This is a genomic window from Rubrilithobacter danxiaensis, from assembly GCF_047272945.1.
GTDB classification, from domain to species: Bacteria; Bacteroidota; Bacteroidia; order Sphingobacteriales; family Sphingobacteriaceae; genus Rubrolithibacter; species Rubrolithibacter danxiaensis.
Map to the genome: position 1 here is coordinate 272794 of NZ_JBKOPS010000006.1, position 15173 is coordinate 287966.

General features: G+C 38.3%; 16 protein-coding genes and 1 other RNA gene. 8 read left to right on the forward strand and 9 right to left on the reverse strand.

Annotated elements, in window-relative coordinates:
• Nucleotides 1-55 precede the first annotated feature (55 nt).
• Complete coding sequence (locus ACLCDL_RS10055; protein WP_423148160.1) at nucleotides 56-946, forward strand: LysR family transcriptional regulator; 891 nt, start codon at nucleotides 56-58, stop codon at nucleotides 944-946.
• Here the strand turns inward: ACLCDL_RS10055 and ACLCDL_RS10060 are convergent.
• On the reverse strand, nucleotides 936-1430 hold the full coding sequence (locus tag ACLCDL_RS10060) for a hypothetical protein (RefSeq protein ID WP_423148161.1): 495 nt from the start codon (nucleotides 1428-1430) through the stop codon (nucleotides 936-938). The genes ACLCDL_RS10055 and ACLCDL_RS10060 overlap by 11 nt on opposite strands.
• Nucleotides 1431-1475: 45 nt before the next feature.
• Nucleotides 1476-2849, reverse strand: a complete 1374-nt coding sequence (locus tag ACLCDL_RS10065) for an APC family permease (protein ID WP_423148162.1) — start codon at nucleotides 2847-2849, stop codon at nucleotides 1476-1478.
• Nucleotides 2850-2969: 120 nt separating this feature from the next.
• Here ACLCDL_RS10065 and ACLCDL_RS10070 point away from each other — a divergent pair, with 120 nt between their 5' ends.
• Nucleotides 2970-3326 carry a hypothetical protein gene (locus ACLCDL_RS10070; RefSeq protein ID WP_423148163.1) on the forward strand — a complete coding sequence of 119 codons (357 nt, stop codon included), beginning with the start codon at nucleotides 2970-2972 and terminating at the stop codon, nucleotides 3324-3326.
• A 39-nt stretch (nucleotides 3327-3365) separates the two neighbouring features.
• On the opposite strand, the gene ACLCDL_RS10075 is transcribed toward ACLCDL_RS10070, so the two are convergent.
• The 5 genes from ACLCDL_RS10075 to lepA form a co-directional block, all read right to left on the reverse strand.
• Nucleotides 3366-3728 carry a diacylglycerol kinase family protein gene (locus tag ACLCDL_RS10075; RefSeq protein ID WP_423148164.1) on the reverse strand — a complete coding sequence of 121 codons (363 nt, stop codon included), beginning with the start codon at nucleotides 3726-3728 and terminating at the stop codon, nucleotides 3366-3368.
• 20 nt (nucleotides 3729-3748) lie between these two features.
• A complete protein-coding gene (locus ACLCDL_RS10080; protein WP_423148165.1) occupies nucleotides 3749-4525 on the reverse strand; it encodes a TIGR03915 family putative DNA repair protein in 777 nt (258 codons plus the stop codon).
• The gene (locus ACLCDL_RS10085) at nucleotides 4525-5778 is read right to left on the reverse strand and encodes a putative DNA modification/repair radical SAM protein (RefSeq protein ID WP_423148166.1); all 1254 of its coding nucleotides are present in this window, start codon (nucleotides 5776-5778) and stop codon (nucleotides 4525-4527) included. The genes ACLCDL_RS10080 and ACLCDL_RS10085 overlap by 1 nt, the downstream gene beginning before the upstream one ends.
• Before the next feature lie 52 nt (nucleotides 5779-5830).
• Nucleotides 5831-6715 (reverse strand): bifunctional 5,10-methylenetetrahydrofolate dehydrogenase/5,10-methenyltetrahydrofolate cyclohydrolase, encoded by an 885-nt coding sequence (locus ACLCDL_RS10090; RefSeq protein WP_423148167.1) that lies wholly within the window; start codon nucleotides 6713-6715, stop codon nucleotides 5831-5833.
• 136 nt (nucleotides 6716-6851) lie between these two features.
• Nucleotides 6852-8639: a translation elongation factor 4 gene (lepA, locus tag ACLCDL_RS10095; RefSeq protein ID WP_423148168.1), complete on the reverse strand. Its 1788-nt coding sequence runs from the start codon at nucleotides 8637-8639 to the stop codon at nucleotides 6852-6854.
• A 60-nt stretch (nucleotides 8640-8699) separates the two neighbouring features.
• Between lepA and ACLCDL_RS10100 the strand changes: the two genes are divergently transcribed.
• Entirely contained in the window at nucleotides 8700-9584 is an 885-nt protein-coding gene (locus ACLCDL_RS10100; RefSeq protein WP_423148169.1) for a fructosamine kinase family protein, read from the forward strand.
• Here ACLCDL_RS10100 and ACLCDL_RS10105 read toward each other — a convergent pair.
• Nucleotides 9579-10856 carry a DNA polymerase Y family protein gene (locus ACLCDL_RS10105; protein ID WP_423148170.1) on the reverse strand — a complete coding sequence of 426 codons (1278 nt, stop codon included), beginning with the start codon at nucleotides 10854-10856 and terminating at the stop codon, nucleotides 9579-9581. The two genes, ACLCDL_RS10100 and ACLCDL_RS10105, sit on opposite strands and share 6 nt — an antisense overlap.
• An 89-nt stretch (nucleotides 10857-10945) precedes the next feature.
• On the opposite strand from ACLCDL_RS10105, the gene ACLCDL_RS10110 reads away from it, so the two are divergent.
• From ACLCDL_RS10110 to ACLCDL_RS10130, 5 genes are all read left to right on the forward strand, one after another.
• Nucleotides 10946-11587: an SCO family protein gene (locus ACLCDL_RS10110; RefSeq protein WP_423148171.1), complete on the forward strand. Its 642-nt coding sequence runs from the start codon at nucleotides 10946-10948 to the stop codon at nucleotides 11585-11587.
• Complete coding sequence (locus ACLCDL_RS10115) at nucleotides 11587-12012, forward strand: c-type cytochrome (RefSeq protein ID WP_423148172.1); 426 nt, start codon at nucleotides 11587-11589, stop codon at nucleotides 12010-12012. Before ACLCDL_RS10110 ends, ACLCDL_RS10115 begins: the two co-directional genes overlap by 1 nt.
• A 27-nt stretch (nucleotides 12013-12039) precedes the next feature.
• On the forward strand, nucleotides 12040-12576 hold the full coding sequence (locus ACLCDL_RS10120; RefSeq protein WP_423148173.1) for a hypothetical protein: 537 nt from the start codon (nucleotides 12040-12042) through the stop codon (nucleotides 12574-12576).
• An 11-nt stretch (nucleotides 12577-12587) separates the two neighbouring features.
• Nucleotides 12588-12951: RNase P RNA component class A (gene rnpB / locus ACLCDL_RS10125), an RNA gene on the forward strand.
• A 102-nt stretch (nucleotides 12952-13053) separates the two neighbouring features.
• Nucleotides 13054-14439: a sigma-54-dependent transcriptional regulator gene (locus tag ACLCDL_RS10130; protein WP_423148174.1), complete on the forward strand. Its 1386-nt coding sequence runs from the start codon at nucleotides 13054-13056 to the stop codon at nucleotides 14437-14439.
• A gap of 18 nt (nucleotides 14440-14457) precedes the next feature.
• Here the strand turns inward: ACLCDL_RS10130 and ACLCDL_RS10135 are convergent, their stop codons facing one another.
• Entirely contained in the window at nucleotides 14458-15108 is a 651-nt protein-coding gene (locus ACLCDL_RS10135; RefSeq protein ID WP_423148175.1) for an ankyrin repeat domain-containing protein, read from the reverse strand.
• Nucleotides 15109-15173 lie beyond the last annotated feature (65 nt).

A 15173-nucleotide genomic window follows, 5' to 3' on the forward strand; every position in this document is an offset into this window, starting at 1 on the left:
TTAATAATATTTGTAAAATATCATTTTTATCAATCATTGATTCTTTTTAGGTATCATGGAGTTGCGACATCTTTTTTATTTTAAAACTGTTGCGGAAGAATTGCATTTCCGAAATGCGGCAAAAAAGCTTTTTATTTCACAGCCACCACTAAGCAGACAGATTAAAGAACTGGAAGAAGAGCTGGAAGTAACACTTTTTACCCGCACCAATAAGAATGTAACACTAACAGATGCGGGAAAATATTTTAAAAAAGAAGTAGATGAAATTTTTTCGCGTCTTGAAGAGAGTAAACATCATGTAAAACAAATACACGGATCTGTAAGCGGACAATTAAGAATTGGTTATATTAGTTCTACTTACCAGGAATTTTTAATTAATATCCTGAAAGAACTGCATGTGAACTTCCCCTTTGTTAAAACCAGCTTATATGAAGTGCCAACAGTTAAGCAGGTTCGTGCGCTAGAGGAAGGGAAATTGGATATAGGTATTATCCGGGCTCCGGTAAATTCAGAGAAACTTCAGGTAAAAACTTTATTTGACGACCCTTTTGTGCTTGTTGCTCAAAAAGATAAAGCAGTTTTTAAAAATGAGACGGAATTAAGAACATATTTAAAGGCGCAGGAATTTGTATTCTTTAATAAAGACTATGCCCCATACTATTTTAAAAAGTTTGTAGAAATTTGCCAGCGTTTAGGTTTCTACCCCAATGTGGTGCATGAGGCAAATAATGTACATTCAATCCTGCGATTGGTTGAGAAAGGATTGGGGATTTCTATTGTTCCTGCTTCCTTAAAAGAACAGTATAGCTATCTCAATATTTCGTTTCACAATCTAAATCATACAGCTATTGCCACAGAAGTTGTTTTAGCCTACAGAGATAATAATCTTCATCCTGCAACAGAATGGTTAATAGAGCGATTAGCGGAATATTTCTCTAAGGAGTAAGCTTTTTTGCGGAAGGAAGCTTATCGCAATTGGTTTTATTAAATTGTATCAGGTATTGCGACGTTTCACTTGTAAATTGCCTGCCGGTTTCGTGGTTAACAGAAAATGGTTTTTGATGCAATGCATTTCCGCTCAGTTTAAAAGCAACTCCTAAAGTGTCTTGTATGCCTTCCTGCATAAATGTCCATATCGCTTTAATTGAATCTCCTTGTATAGTCCCGGCTAAAGTGCCGGTTCGCGAATCTTTCTCATACGGCAATACAAAATAGCTGCCGGTTACCTTATTGCCTTCAACAATTAACCTGATGGCCGATGTATCCTGCCCTGCAGTTCCTTCGGTTCTTAAAAAACAATAGGTACTATTTTTAATTGAAGTTTGAGTTTTTAATGCCGTATCTGAAGTGTCTTTAAGATATATTTTTTTACTTCCGGAATTACAGGCTGTAACTAATAAAAGCAATAAAAGATAAAGAAATCGTATCATAATAAAAGTTTAAATTTTAACAGACAGAAGTAGAGGATGTTTCCGTTAAGTATGCTCTTGCTTTTTTGCCTGGTCGGGAACACAATACCTGTAATAAATAAGACCCGTAGAAGTTAAAATTATTCCAAGTAAGGATGGGATAAAAGCAGTAATGAGTGTAGTTAACATAAAGGCAAGCTGGATGAGAAGAACAATTATCAGCGTGTATGGATAAGCCCAGGTTTTATAGGGCCTTGCTATTTCTGGATATTTTTTTCTGAGCACAAAAACAGCACAAAAAGTTAATATATTAAATATGGAGGAGGTAAATGAGAAAAAATCAATAACTCCTTCATACGCGTTTTTTGACAAAGAAGAAAAAACTATAAGAACGGAAGCCCAAACCGCCTGAGCATATAGTGCGTTGTTAGGAGTTTTGTATTGTGGATTAATGCTCGCTAATGGCTTAAAAAACAACTGGTCACGAGCCATGGCATACCATGTACGGCTTTTTACCAGAATTTGAGTGTTTACATTGCCGAACGTGCTTATCATAATTGCAGAAGCAACAAATAATCCTCCCATAGTTCCCATAACTGCTTCCATAGAGTCAATAGCTACTACTTTTGATGCTGAAATCGCCCCAGGCCCGAGAAGATTTAAATAAGCAGTATTAATTAACAGGTAAAGCAGCATTACAAATCCTATTCCCAGAAATAAGGAAAGAGGCAGGTTTTTCCGTGGGTTTTTTACTTCTTCGGCTACATATGTTGCACCTTCCCAGCCACTATAAGCAAAAAAACCATACCGCATCGCTGTAAATATGGAAAGTACAGATGCAAAAGTCCAGGTTTCGGACTTAGTTGTAACGAAATTTTCAGCATGCAGGCCCCCGGAAAAACCGAATGAAATAATCAGCACCAGAACAAGCACTTTCAAAAGGCTGAAAATATTCTGAAATTTTCCGCTTAATTTAATACCGAAAGAGTTTGCAAAAGTTAATAAGATGACTATCAGAATAGCAATAGCAGTCTCTGTAAATTTGGATGAAGACGGATGTAAAATCGAAAGGCCGGTTTCGGCGAAAAAGAGGGCAACAGCTGCAATTGCCCCGGTTTCAGATACAAAAAACATAGCCCATCCTCGCAGAAATGTAATTACAGGTGGATAAGCGGCTTTTAAAAAGACATAGGGGCCTCCTGCCCGGGGCATCATGGAAACCAATTCTGCATAGCACAGGGCTCCTAAAATTGTAGCAATTCCTCCTAAAACCCAAACGCCGTAAAATATGCTCACAGAACCTGTAATTAACATGATAGGTGCAGGAGTTCTGAATATTCCTGATCCAATAATTCGGTTAACTACAATCGACAGCGTTTCGGAAAGCCCCAGCTTTCTTTCAAGATCCGTTTTTTCATCAAAAATTTCCGGGGCTTTCATTGATTAAAATTGAAGAAATAGTATGGAAAAAAATGTTTTCTGAATCTTATAAAAATCTAAAAAGAATCCCTTAGATTCAATGTATTAAATTAATTAAGAATTAACCTAATTATCAACGTTATGATCAAAAAGACTTTTCTTTCTGCATTTCTTGTTTTTTCAATGATTGCACTTTGTATAGCAGCAACAATTGACGGTACCTGGGTTGGTACAATGACAACTCCCGACGGGCAGGGCTTTCCAATCGCTTATCATTTTAAAGCTGATGGAGATAAACTAACGGGTACAATAGATATTCCGGATAGCGAGTTGACCATTGAGGATGGTAAAATTAACGGCAAGAATTTCACGTTCAATGTAAACTATAATGGTGAAGGTTATTTACACGAAGGCGAGTTTATGGAAGATTCTATTAAAGTAAAAGTGCATTTTGGAGATCAGGTAATGGAGAATGTTTTGAAAAGAGAAAGCAAGTAGCAATATGAGTAGAAATGGCTTCTTGAAGAGAGGCCATTTTTATTTATTTAAAATTGGGAGGATTTTTGGAATAAAAATAAATAAGCCAATTGCAATTGCTAAAATAGCAGAAGTAAGCACAGCCCCGGCGGCAATATCTTTTATAACGCCAGCCTTTTTATTAAATTGAGGAGAAATAAGATCAACAAGCACTTCTATTGCGGTATTTAACAGCTCAACAATCAATACGAGCCCTATACATAAAATTATCCAAAGCCATTCATTTACAGAAATCTTAAAATAGAAACCCAAAATAATTGCAGAGAGAGCTGCTACCAGGTGTATTTGAAAATTGACCTGAGTTTTAGCAGCATATATTATTCCTTTTATTGCATAGCCAAAGCTTTTTATAAGCTTGTTCATTTACAGTTTTTATTTCTAATCTACAGATTTTTTATTTCTGCCTGTTTTTCGGTAAGATATTTCCAGTACCTTTTAGGAACATGCTGCGTATGCAGTTTCGTGTTTTTTCTCGATTCAATATTGGTGTTTTTGAAATAAATCTGCCAGAGTTCCTGGAAATCATTTTCTGATTTATCCATTTTTTCAACTGAATTAAGTCTGTTTTTCAGCTCTTTTAAATCCATTTCTATAAATTCAACATCTTGCAGATTATAATAAATTCCGTACTTACGTTTCAGATCATAAATAGCCCATTTCTGGTCTGCATACCGGCTTTTAAAGTGTGAAATCAATAAAGGAAGAATATTAAAATCAGGTTCTATTGAAGAAAAATATAATTCATCGGCTGTTTTTTTGAATCTTACAAAAGCTTCAAAACGATGCCTTTCCCGGGCAACTTTTCTGCTTATCTGACTCAATTTCAGTACCTGTTCTTTACCATAATTTGTTTCAACTTCTTTTCCGGGATTATCAAAAACATAACAAGCAAACTCTGTAAGTAATTGAGGACTGTTATTTTCTTCTGAAAGGAAACAATAATAAAACGAAGCTAATTTTTCCGGCGACAAGTGTTTTTTTAATCCTTGCCAAACCCGTTCTGCTTTAGTTCTTTCTGTATGAACAGGAATAATCGTGTCGAAAGGACTTATTAAAAAGTTTTCTTCAATAATTTTATAAGATTTCAGTTTTCGTTCATAAATAGCAAAAATACAGCAAAGTAATCCTTCAAATGAACCGTCAAAGTGTAAAGTATCCATTATTCGAAAAGATTTAATTGAGAAGGCTTTACTTTAAGATATTTACTTTTGCTTTCACCTAAAACCAATTGCTTAATTTGAGCCGGTGAGTATTCCTTATGGTTGAAACTGCTTCTGTTGGTAATAAAATATTTTGCCCTTTTATAAACAACACCAAGTTTTAATAGCTGAAATTCATCTAATTTTCCAAATTTTCGGGCACAAACAATTTTTTTTGCTGATGTAACTCCAATTCCCGGTATTCTCAAAATCATTTCATAATCCGCTGTATTAATATCAACTGGAAATAAATGCGGGTTGCGTAAGGCCCAGCTGAATTTAGGGTCAATATCGAGATCTAAAGAAGGAAAGGAATCGTTTAAAATTTCCTCAATCTTAAATTTATAGAACCGCATAAGCCAGTCGGTTTGATATAATCTGTTTTCTCTTATTAGTGGCGGCTGACTTCCTATCAATGGTAAGCGATTATCAGAACTGACAGGTACATACCCCGAATAGTAAACCCTTTTTAACTGGTACTGCTGATAATGATGATTGGCCGTGTACATTATTTCTTTGTCGCTTTCGGCAGTTGCACCTATAACCAATTGCGTGCTCTGACCAGCCGGTGCGAATAAACCATTATGTTTAATAAGGGATTTATCAGATTTATATTCAATGATTTTTTTGTTTAAAAAATTCATTGGTTTAATAACATCGCGGTGCGACTTTTCGGGGGCGAGCAATTTTAATCCTTTTTCTGTAGGCAGTTCGAGGTTTACACTGAGGCGGTCTGCATATAAACCTGCTTCATGCAAGAGTTCATCGCTTGCTCCAGGAATCGCTTTTAAATGTATATAGCCATTAAACTGATGTTCTGTGCGAAGTTTTTTTACGATGCGAACCAAGCGTTCCATGGTATAATCGGCATCACCAAAAATACCCGAACTTAGAAAAAGGCCTTCAATATAATTTCTTCTGTAAAAATTAATTGTAAGGTCAACTACTTCGTTTACAGTGAAGGCTGCACGTTTAATATCGTTACTACGCCTTGAAACACAATAAGCGCAATCATAAATGCAATGATTAGTAAGCAGGATTTTTAATAAGGATACGCAGCGGCCATCTTCAGTATAAGTGTGGCAAATGCCGTTTGATGCATTCCCTAGTCCTTTCGACTCGTTTGTTCTGTTGCTGCCGCTGGAAGCGCATGAAACATCGTATTTTGCAGCGTCAGAAAGTATTTTCAGTTTTTCATGTATCCGTCCCGTCATTACGCTAAATTACTAAAAAAATTAGTAATTTAGCGTAATGCAGATTATTTATCTAAACAGAATAAATTTCTTTTTTCGCAGAAGCAAGGGTGTTTTTGAGTAATCCTACAATGGTCATTAAACCAACCCCACCGGGCACGGGTGTAATCCAGGAGGATTTTGGTGCAACGTTTTCAAAGTCAACGTCGCCGTACAATTTGTATCCTGATTTAGTAGTAGCAGAAACTTCCCGGTTTATTCCAACATCAATTACAACAGCACCTTCTTTTACCATATCTGCCGTAATAAAGTTCTTTTTACCTATTGCAGCTACAATGATATCAGCAGAACGGACAATCTCTTCCAGGTTTTTTGTTCTGCTGTGTGTAAGCGTAACAGTACAATTGCCAGGATAAGTATTTCTCGCCATTAAAATACTCATCGGGCTGCCAACTATATTGCTTCTTCCAACTACTACGCAATGCTTTCCGGACGTCTCAATTTTATACTCTTCCAGCATTAAAAGTATTCCGTAGGGCGTAGCCGGAATAAAGCAAGGGAGATTTCGCATCATTCTGCCCAGATTAACAGGGTGAAATCCGTCTACATCTTTCCGGTAATCTATTTTTGCGGTTACTTTTTCGGGGTCTATGTGTTTTGGCAATGGTAACTGAACAATTAATCCATCAACTTCTGCATCCTGGTTAATCTCTTCAATCTTGTTCAGAAGCTCCTCCTCAGAAACAGAATCATCGTAACGGTGCAGGGTAGACTTAAAGCCAACCTTTTCGCAATTTTTCATTTTACTGGCTACATATGTTTCGCTTCCGCCATCGTTACCAACTAAAATTGCTACTAAATGCGGCTTGCGACCTGCAACAGCTAATACGGCTGCTGCTTCTGCAGTTATTTCTTCTTTTAGCTTTTCTGATACGTGTTTTCCGTCGAGTAATTGCATGTTCTGTTGTAGTAAGTAGTTAGTATCAAGTAGTTAGTATCAAGTAGTTAGTATCAAGTAGTTAGTGCCATGAATACGGTTTAGTATTATTGTTCTTTACAGATTTCGTACTCCGTACTTTATACTCCATACTAACTCAATCTAATTTAAGTACTGCCATAAACGCCGATTGCGGAATTTCTACATTTCCCACCTGGCGCATTCGTTTTTTACCTTTCTTCTGTTTTTCTAATAATTTTCTTTTACGTGAGATATCGCCCCCGTAACATTTGGCCGTAACGTCTTTCCTCAAAGCCCTTACATTTTCCCTGGCAATAACTTTTGCACCTATAGAAGCCTGAATAGCAATTTCAAATTGCTGCCTTGGCAGAAGTTCCTTAAGCTTTTCGCAGATCTTCTTTCCGAAATCATACGAATTGCTTCTGTGTATCAAAGATGAAAGGGCATCTACCGGTTCTCCGTTCAGGCGGATATCCAGGCGGACAAGATCTGACTGGCGGTAACCTATCTGGTGATAATCAAAAGAAGCGTATCCCTTTGAAATGGTTTTCAGTTTATCGTAAAAGTCAAATACAATTTCGCCCATTGGCATTTCAAAAACCAGTTCCACCCGGTCGGCGGTTAAGTACGACTGATTTACAATAATTCCTCTTTTTTGAATGCAAAGAGACATTACCGGCCCCACAAATTCGGATTTAGTAATGATATTCGCTTTAATATAAGGCTCTTCCACAAAATCAATCTTGCTAGGATCCGGAAGATCAGATGGGTTATTAACCGTTATTTCCTCATCTCTTGTAGTATATGCTTTATACGACACGTTGGGAACAGTAGTAATAACAGTCATGTTAAATTCCCGTTCCAAACGCTCCTGGATTATCTCCATGTGCAGCATTCCTAAAAATCCGCAACGGAAACCAAATCCCAAAGCAGCAGAAGATTCCGGTTCAAAAACAATGGAAGCATCATTTAACTGAAGTTTATGCATGCTTTCCCGAAGCTCTTCATAATCTTCGGTATCAACAGGGTAAATTCCGGCAAATACCATCGGTTTTACTTCTTCAAAACCCTGAATAGCTTCTTTTGAAGGCCGTTCAACATGCGTTATTGTGTCACCAACTTTTACTTCACGGGCTTCTTTAATTCCCGAAATGATATAACCAACATCGCCGGTTTTAATAACATCTTTTGGCTGTGGCGTAAGCTTTAAAGTTCCAACTTCATCCGCAATATATTCTTTTCCTGTAGCAATGAACTTTACCTTATCATTTTTCCTGATTTCGCCGTTTACAACTTTGAAATAGGCAATAATTCCACGAAAAGAGTTGAAAACAGAGTCGAAGATTAGCGCCTGTAGTTCTGCAGCAGGATCTCCCACAGGTGCGGGAATACGTTCAACAATTGCTCTCAGTATGTCGTGTACGCCCATACCGGTTTTTCCTGATGCAGGAATGATATCTTCTCGTTTACACCCTATTAAATCAACAATCTGGTCTTTTACTTCCTCTGGCATAGCTCCCGGAAGGTCCATCTTATTCAGGATCGGAATTATTTCCAGGTCGTTTTCAAGAGCGAGATATAAATTGGAAATGGTTTGTGCCTGAATTCCCTGTGCTGCATCAACAATAAGCAAGGCTCCTTCACAGGCGGCAATGGAGCGTGAAACTTCATACGAAAAATCTACGTGTCCGGGCGTATCAATCAGGTTGAAAATATAATCCTGTCCATCCAGCTTATAATTCATCTGGATAGCATGACTTTTTATGGTGATGCCTCGTTCACGTTCCAGGTCCATGTCATCCAGTAACTGAGCCTGGGCCTCGCGTTGGGTGATCGTATTTGTGTACTCTAATAACCGATCAGCTAACGTACTCTTTCCGTGATCGATGTGTGCAATAATGCAAAAATTCCGAATCTGCTTCATTTGAATCGCAAAGATAATTTTTTGAGTTCAATTTTAGCGGAATCCCTTAATTTTAGAACGATGTTTTTAACGGAAGAATTAACAGACGCAATTCAACACATACTCGAACAACAGGAAAAAATTACAAAGCCGGTTCTTCCTGTAAGTTCCGTTTCTGGTGGAAGTATCAATTCCTGTTATAAATTAAAAGCAGGCGAACGTTCCTTTTTCCTGAAGGTAAATTCATCGCTTAAATACCCCCGCATGTTTCTGGCCGAAGCTGAAGGATTGCGCCAGCTGCGTAAAACACAGACAATTGCGGTTCCTGATGTAGTTGGTGTGGGATTTGCCGGACAGGAACAGTTTTTAATTTTGAACTGGATTGAGGAGGGAAATAATTCAATGGAAAGTCAGCAACAGTTAGGGTTTCAGCTTGCCGATCTTCACAAAAACAAAGGTAAACAGTTTGGGCTGGATCATGATAATTACATGGGCTCTCTGACTCAAACAAATAAATTTCACACTTCATGGACCGAGTTTTTTATAAGCCAACGATTAGAACCGCAACTTAAAATTGGAGTTGAGAAAGGCTTAATCAATAACCAAATTGTGAAAAAATTTTACTTACTGTTTAAAAAGCTGAACAACCTGTACCCGGCAGAAGAGCCTTCTCTCGTGCATGGTGATCTTTGGAGTGGCAATTATCTTATATCATTGGCTGGTAAACCAGTAGTAATAGATCCGGCGGTTGCGTATGCGCATCGGGAAGCGGATATTGCAATGACCAGGCTTTTCGGTGGTTTCAGCCCTGCTTTTTATGCTGCTTATAATGAAAATAATCCCTTGGAAAAGAATTGGGAAGAACGGATATCGCTATGGAATTTGTATCCCTTACTGGTGCATGTAAATCTTTTTGGTGGTGGGTACATTGCGCAGGTGAAAAGCTGTTTACAGCACTATTTATGAATTATATTCCAGGTCGGTCAGATCTTTTACTGAACCAAAACCGATCACATCTTTCATTACCTTGCCATTTAATTCTGCAGCTCTCATAATCTTATCATTACCAAAGTTTCCTTTAATGGAGTACATTGTTTTCCTTGCTTTTTCCTGTTGGGCAATATCCTCAAACAGGTTATACAGCATGCCTTCTGTGTTTATAAAATTAGTGATGCCAATTCTTATCCCCGCCACGTTTGTGTTTAAAACCGGTCCTTCCTTAGAAAGTTGTTCGAATTGCTGCATGCGCTTTTTTATCATTCGCAAAAGAACTATTCCATCCTGGATAGGAGTGTTCAGGCTGAAAGCATCGTCCCAGCGGGTGTTGTCGGTGTATTTAATACTGCAGCCAATGGTTTTGCAATAATATTTATGGCGAACCATTCGTTTTTCGAGTGTGAGACAGAGTGTTTGGAAGATCTGTTCTACCAGTTCAATGCTTTTCCTGTTTTCTGCAGAAAGCTGGCGCATGGACTGCATGCCCCGGTAATCCTGGGTAGCAATGTTCGTTTCAACAAAATTTAAACGGTAATGCCAGTAAATTCCCTCAATACTTTTAAAAATCCGTTTTAGAAGTTCGGGACCAGCGTAGCGCATTTGCAAAGGCGTTTGTATGCCTGCCCGGATTAACCGTTCATACATATTTCTACCTATTCCCGGTAACTGATTTAGTTTTAACCCCGAAAGTATAGTATCTATATTCTCATGTGTAATTACAGAAAGCCCGTTACGTTTGTCCAGTCCGGAGGCTAGTTTGGCAAGAAATGCATTAGGTGCTATCCCGATAGAACAGGAAAGCCAGTCGCCTACTTCATTATAAATATCTTTTTTTATCTTTTTTGCAACTTCAACAGGATCGGGATAAATGAGCTTGTAATTTTCGAGATTAATAATGGCTTCATCAATACTTTTAGGTACGATATCCTGGCTGTAATTTTTTAAAACCTGGATGATTTTGATATGAAAATTGCGGTAACGATCTGGGTTGGTTTCAACAGGAACAAGCTCAGGGCAAATTTTAATAGCTTCGTTTAGCCGCATTCCTGTTTTTACACCGAGTAGTTTAGCTTCGTTAGAAGCTGCAATAATACAACCAAACTTTCCTGTATAAACACAAACGCCAACCGGTCGGTTTCGTAACCAATAATTTACCTGCTGTTCACAGCGGGCAAAAAAGCTGTTCATATCAATAAATAACACCCTTGGTTCCGTCTTTACCGTTAAGCTGTTCTGGTTCATAAAGCAAATATGCTAAAAATATTAGCAATATTAAAAACTTATTCTGCTAATTAATCTTTATTTTTGCTTCATTGAGATATCCTTTAAAAATGAGATTAAAAAAATATGCAGCAGGAGTATTGTTATTTCTTGCAGCCTGTACTTCGGGCAATGAAAAGAAACTTCCTATACTTGGTACCCGCGAACCTGTAGAAAAAGTAGTGGACGGAAAAACCGTTGTTGATACTATTTATCAATCCATTCCTTCTTTCAGGTTTATTAATCAGGATAGTGTTTTTATTACTGATAAAAACTTTGACGACAAGATCTACGTGGCTGATTTCTTTTTTACCTCCTGTACCAGTATTTGCCCCATTATGCACCGAAATATGCTCAAGGTTTATGACGAGTTTAAGAACAATCCTGAAGTAAAGATATTATCGCATTCCATTGATTTTAAATACGATACTCCTTCAAGGTTAAAAAGATACGCGACAAAACTGGGAGTGCAGGGAGATCAATGGGAGTTTGTTAACGGTTCGCGGGATTCCATATATCAAATTGCGGAAAAAAGTTATCTTACTGCAGTAGGGGAGGATAAACAGGCCGAGGGAGGATTTATACACCAGGGATGGTTTGTGCTGGTAGATAAAAATAAACACTTACGAGGAGCTTATGATGGTACGCAGCCCGATCAGGTGGAGCAGCTGATTGAAGATATGAAAATTCTGTTGGCAGAAAATAAAGAGTAATGCGCAACCGGCTTGTTTATATATCGCTGATATTTTTTTCCATATTAACTGTTTTTTATTCCTGTCAAAGCGAAGAGCAGATTACGTATGCCCGTTATTTTGTAGCCGGTAAAAATTTGTATGAGCAGCATTGTCAGAATTGCCACAACTCAGACGGGAAGGGGCTTGGTGAACTTTATCCACCTTTAACAGATACTATATATCTGAAAGAAAATAAAAACCAACTGGCCTGTATTATAAAAAACGGCTTTAAAGAAAAAATAGAAATAAACGGAAAGGTTTACCAGGAACAAATGCCTGCGGAACCAAATCTTGCAGATATTGAAATTGCAGAACTTATAACTTATATTACCAATTCTTTCGGCAACCAGCAGGGTTTGTATGAAACCCAAAGCGTGCAGAATGATCTGAAACAATGCCGTTAGTTTTTCCGGTACTCAATTACTTCCATAATGAAAAAAATTATACTTCTTATTTTATTTATAAGCGCTGCTACTATTTGCCGGGCTCAAAGATTAACATTTAATCAGTTGGAACAACTCCTTAATGATAATTTGAATGAGGCTGAAGAACGGTTATTTCTTCAGGGATATTCTTTTGCGGAAAAGAAACCGATTGCTGAGGATGCGACAGTGTACACGTTTTCAAATCGTAAAAAAACGCTTACTACGGCAAAAGTTGTTTCCAAAGCTGTTTCAAATGGAGGTATAGGCAAATCGTACGTTCAATATGTAACCTACGAGCCTGCTGAATTTCAGAAATTAAGAAAATTAATGGTTGAGGATGGGTTTAACCGAAGCTCAAAAGATAGCATCAGCGAAAACTCCAACTATTATAAAGATAATCTGGCCGTGAATTTTCAAACGGATCATTCAAATAAAAACCGGGCTTTTATAATTACGCTTCGTAACAGATATGCGGCATCCGGCAATAAAGTTTTAAAAAAGTTAAATCTTAAAAAGTTATTTAAATCCGAATCAAACGAATAGCTATCTTTGTATCTGCAAGCCGTTCTATCGCTGTCCTGTTAAAAGGAGAGAGGAAAGTCCGGGCAACACAGAGCATCCTGCTTCCTAACGGGAAGGTCCCGGCGTAAAATCCGGGAACGGAAAGTGCCACAGAAAACAAACTTCCCTGAAACCAGGGTAAAGGTGAAAACGTGAGGTAAGAGCTCACGGCTTTTCCGGGCAACCGGGATCGCGGTAAACCCCAGGAGTTGAAAGACCAAATAAACTGACGCTACAGGGCTGCTCGTCCAATGTCAGAGGGTAGGTCGTTCGATCTTGCCAGCGATGGCAAGGCCAGATAAATGATAGAATTCCTTTAAAAGGAAACAGAACCCGGCTTACAGGCTTGCTTTTTATTCTTATATTGCCGCCGTTTTACATTTGCTTTCTTTAATAAAACAATAATTATATTCGCAACGTTTCACCAATGCTTTCTACTGAGAAAGACTAAAAGTTCTTATGGCAAAAATTTTAATTGTTGATGACGAAAGGGCTATCCGTAATACCTTGCGGGAAATCCTGGAATACGAAGATTACGAAGTAGAAGATGTAGATAATGGAATAGACGGATTAGAACTGATACGGAATAACGATTTTGATCTCGTTTTGTGCGATATTAAAATGAACAGGATGGACGGTCTTGAGGTGCTTTCAGAAGGTTTATTAATTAAACCTGACCTGCCGTTTATCATGATCTCCGGCCATGGAACCATTGAAACTGCGGTAGAAGCAAGTAAAAAGGGAGCGTTTGATTTTATTGCCAAACCACCTGATCTGAACCGCTTACTTATTACAGTAAGAAACGCACTGGAAAGAGGAAACCTGGTTACCGAAACCAAGGTACTGAAACGCAAGGTTGCCAAAACCCGCGAAATATTAGGAAGCTCTCCTGCTATTACAAAAATTAAAGATACAATAGATCGTGTTGCACCAACCGATGCACGGGTACTGGTAACAGGCGCCAACGGAAGTGGTAAAGAGTTGGTAGCACGCTGGCTGCATGAAAAATCACATCGGGCTAATTCGCCCTTAGTCGAGGTGAATTGCGCTGCAATCCCGTCAGAATTGATAGAAAGTGAACTTTTCGGCCATGAAAAAGGTTCTTTTACTTCGGCTGTAAAACAACGTATAGGAAAATTTGAACAGGCCAGTGGCGGTACGCTTTTCCTAGACGAGATAGGTGATATGAGTTTATCTGCTCAGGCAAAAGTATTAAGGGCTTTACAGGAAAACAAAATTACCCGCGTTGGCGGCGAGAAAGAGATTGAAGTGGACGTGCGTGTTATTGCTGCAACAAACAAAGACCTGTTAAAAGAAATCGATGCCGGTAATTTCCGGATGGACCTTTACCATCGTTTAAGTGTAATTATTATTCATGTTCCCGGTTTAACCGAAAGGAAAAATGATATTCCGATAATTGCTCAAAGCTTCTGTGAAGAAATTTGCAGTGAATACGGAATGCCTTCCAAGAAGTTTACAGATGCAGCCATTGAGGCACTGAAGGATTTACCGTGGACAGGAAATATTCGCGAATTGCACAACATGGTAGAGCGTCTGATCATATTGAGTGACAAAGTAATTACGGATAACGATGTGAAGACATTCGCCAATCCCTCCTCGGCGCAGTCCGGAGCAGCCGCTCCCGCAGGAACAGTTTCTCAGCAGCCAAATTTTGACCAGTTTGCCAGTTTTCAGGAGTATAAAGATTTTGCAGAAAGAGAATACATCAAATATAAGCTGGAGAAGAACAATTGGAACGTATCGAAAACAGCCGATGATATTGATATTCAGCGAAGCCATCTTTACAGTAAAATAGAAAAATATGGTTTAAAAAGATCCGAATAATTAATAATTGAAGATTATTTATTCAGATAAAATCCGGGCTATATCGTGAAAACCTTTTTCTAAAGCTAATTCAAATGGAAGGCGTCCGTCTTCCATTTTTGCTTCTATACTGGCGCCCGCTTCTAAAAGTAAAATCAGTATTTCAATATTGCCGTGCTGGGCAGCAGAATGCAGCGGCGTTACGCCACCGCCCTGTTTAACGTTTACTTCTGCACCTGCTTCTAATAAAATTTTAGTGATATCTGCGTTATTGGATGCTACAGCGGAATGCAGAGGGTAAACATTAAAGCCATTGCTGGATGGTATATTAACATCAGCGCCTTTTAGTAGCAGGTATCTTGCAACTTCTTCATGCTCAAAAAAACAGGCAAGGCCAAGCGGAGTAAATCCATCAACCGAAAAAGTATTGATCAGTTCGGGGTGATTATAAGCCAGACTGGCAATGGTATCAAACTTTCCCACGGCAGCTGCTTCAAAAATATCGGGTTCACCAGTAAAACGCAGCAGTATTTTAGATATCTCGGGTTTTTTATAATAGCACGATAGCATTAAAGGTGAAACCTGCAGGCTTGTGGTGGTAGTAGCTAATTCAGGGTTGGCAGTTAAGAGATTAGCTAACTCTTCTGAATTTCCTGTTTGAATATATTCTTCAAGTAGCCAGATACTCATCTCTAATGATCTTTTTATTTCAATGCCAGTAAAAATATTAATTATTGACTTAAAAGCGAATATAG

Coding starts and splice junctions, on each gene's coding strand:
- ACLCDL_RS10080 (WP_423148165.1), bottom strand. CDS start 4,525: ATGGATACTTTACACTTTGACGGTTCATTTGAAGGATTACTTTGCTGT.
- ACLCDL_RS10055 (WP_423148160.1), top strand. CDS start 56: ATGGAGTTGCGACATCTTTTTTATTTTAAAACTGTTGCGGAAGAATTG.
- ACLCDL_RS10115 (WP_423148172.1), top strand. CDS start 11,587: ATGCGCAACCGGCTTGTTTATATATCGCTGATATTTTTTTCCATATTA.
- ACLCDL_RS10090 (WP_423148167.1), bottom strand. CDS start 6,715: ATGCAATTACTCGACGGAAAACACGTATCAGAAAAGCTAAAAGAAGAA.
- ACLCDL_RS10135 (WP_423148175.1), bottom strand. CDS start 15,108: ATGAGTATCTGGCTACTTGAAGAATATATTCAAACAGGAAATTCAGAA.
- ACLCDL_RS10065 (WP_423148162.1), bottom strand. CDS start 2,849: ATGAAAGCCCCGGAAATTTTTGATGAAAAAACGGATCTTGAAAGAAAG.
- ACLCDL_RS10085 (WP_423148166.1), bottom strand. CDS start 5,778: ATGACGGGACGGATACATGAAAAACTGAAAATACTTTCTGACGCTGCA.
- ACLCDL_RS10120 (WP_423148173.1), top strand. CDS start 12,040: ATGAAAAAAATTATACTTCTTATTTTATTTATAAGCGCTGCTACTATT.
- ACLCDL_RS10075 (WP_423148164.1), bottom strand. CDS start 3,728: ATGAACAAGCTTATAAAAAGCTTTGGCTATGCAATAAAAGGAATAATA.
- ACLCDL_RS10110 (WP_423148171.1), top strand. CDS start 10,946: ATGAGATTAAAAAAATATGCAGCAGGAGTATTGTTATTTCTTGCAGCC.
- ACLCDL_RS10070 (WP_423148163.1), top strand. CDS start 2,970: ATGATCAAAAAGACTTTTCTTTCTGCATTTCTTGTTTTTTCAATGATT.
- lepA (WP_423148168.1), bottom strand. CDS start 8,639: ATGAAGCAGATTCGGAATTTTTGCATTATTGCACACATCGATCACGGA.
- ACLCDL_RS10130 (WP_423148174.1), top strand. CDS start 13,054: ATGGCAAAAATTTTAATTGTTGATGACGAAAGGGCTATCCGTAATACC.
- ACLCDL_RS10105 (WP_423148170.1), bottom strand. CDS start 10,856: ATGAACCAGAACAGCTTAACGGTAAAGACGGAACCAAGGGTGTTATTT.
- ACLCDL_RS10060 (WP_423148161.1), bottom strand. CDS start 1,430: ATGATACGATTTCTTTATCTTTTATTGCTTTTATTAGTTACAGCCTGT.
- ACLCDL_RS10100 (WP_423148169.1), top strand. CDS start 8,700: ATGTTTTTAACGGAAGAATTAACAGACGCAATTCAACACATACTCGAA.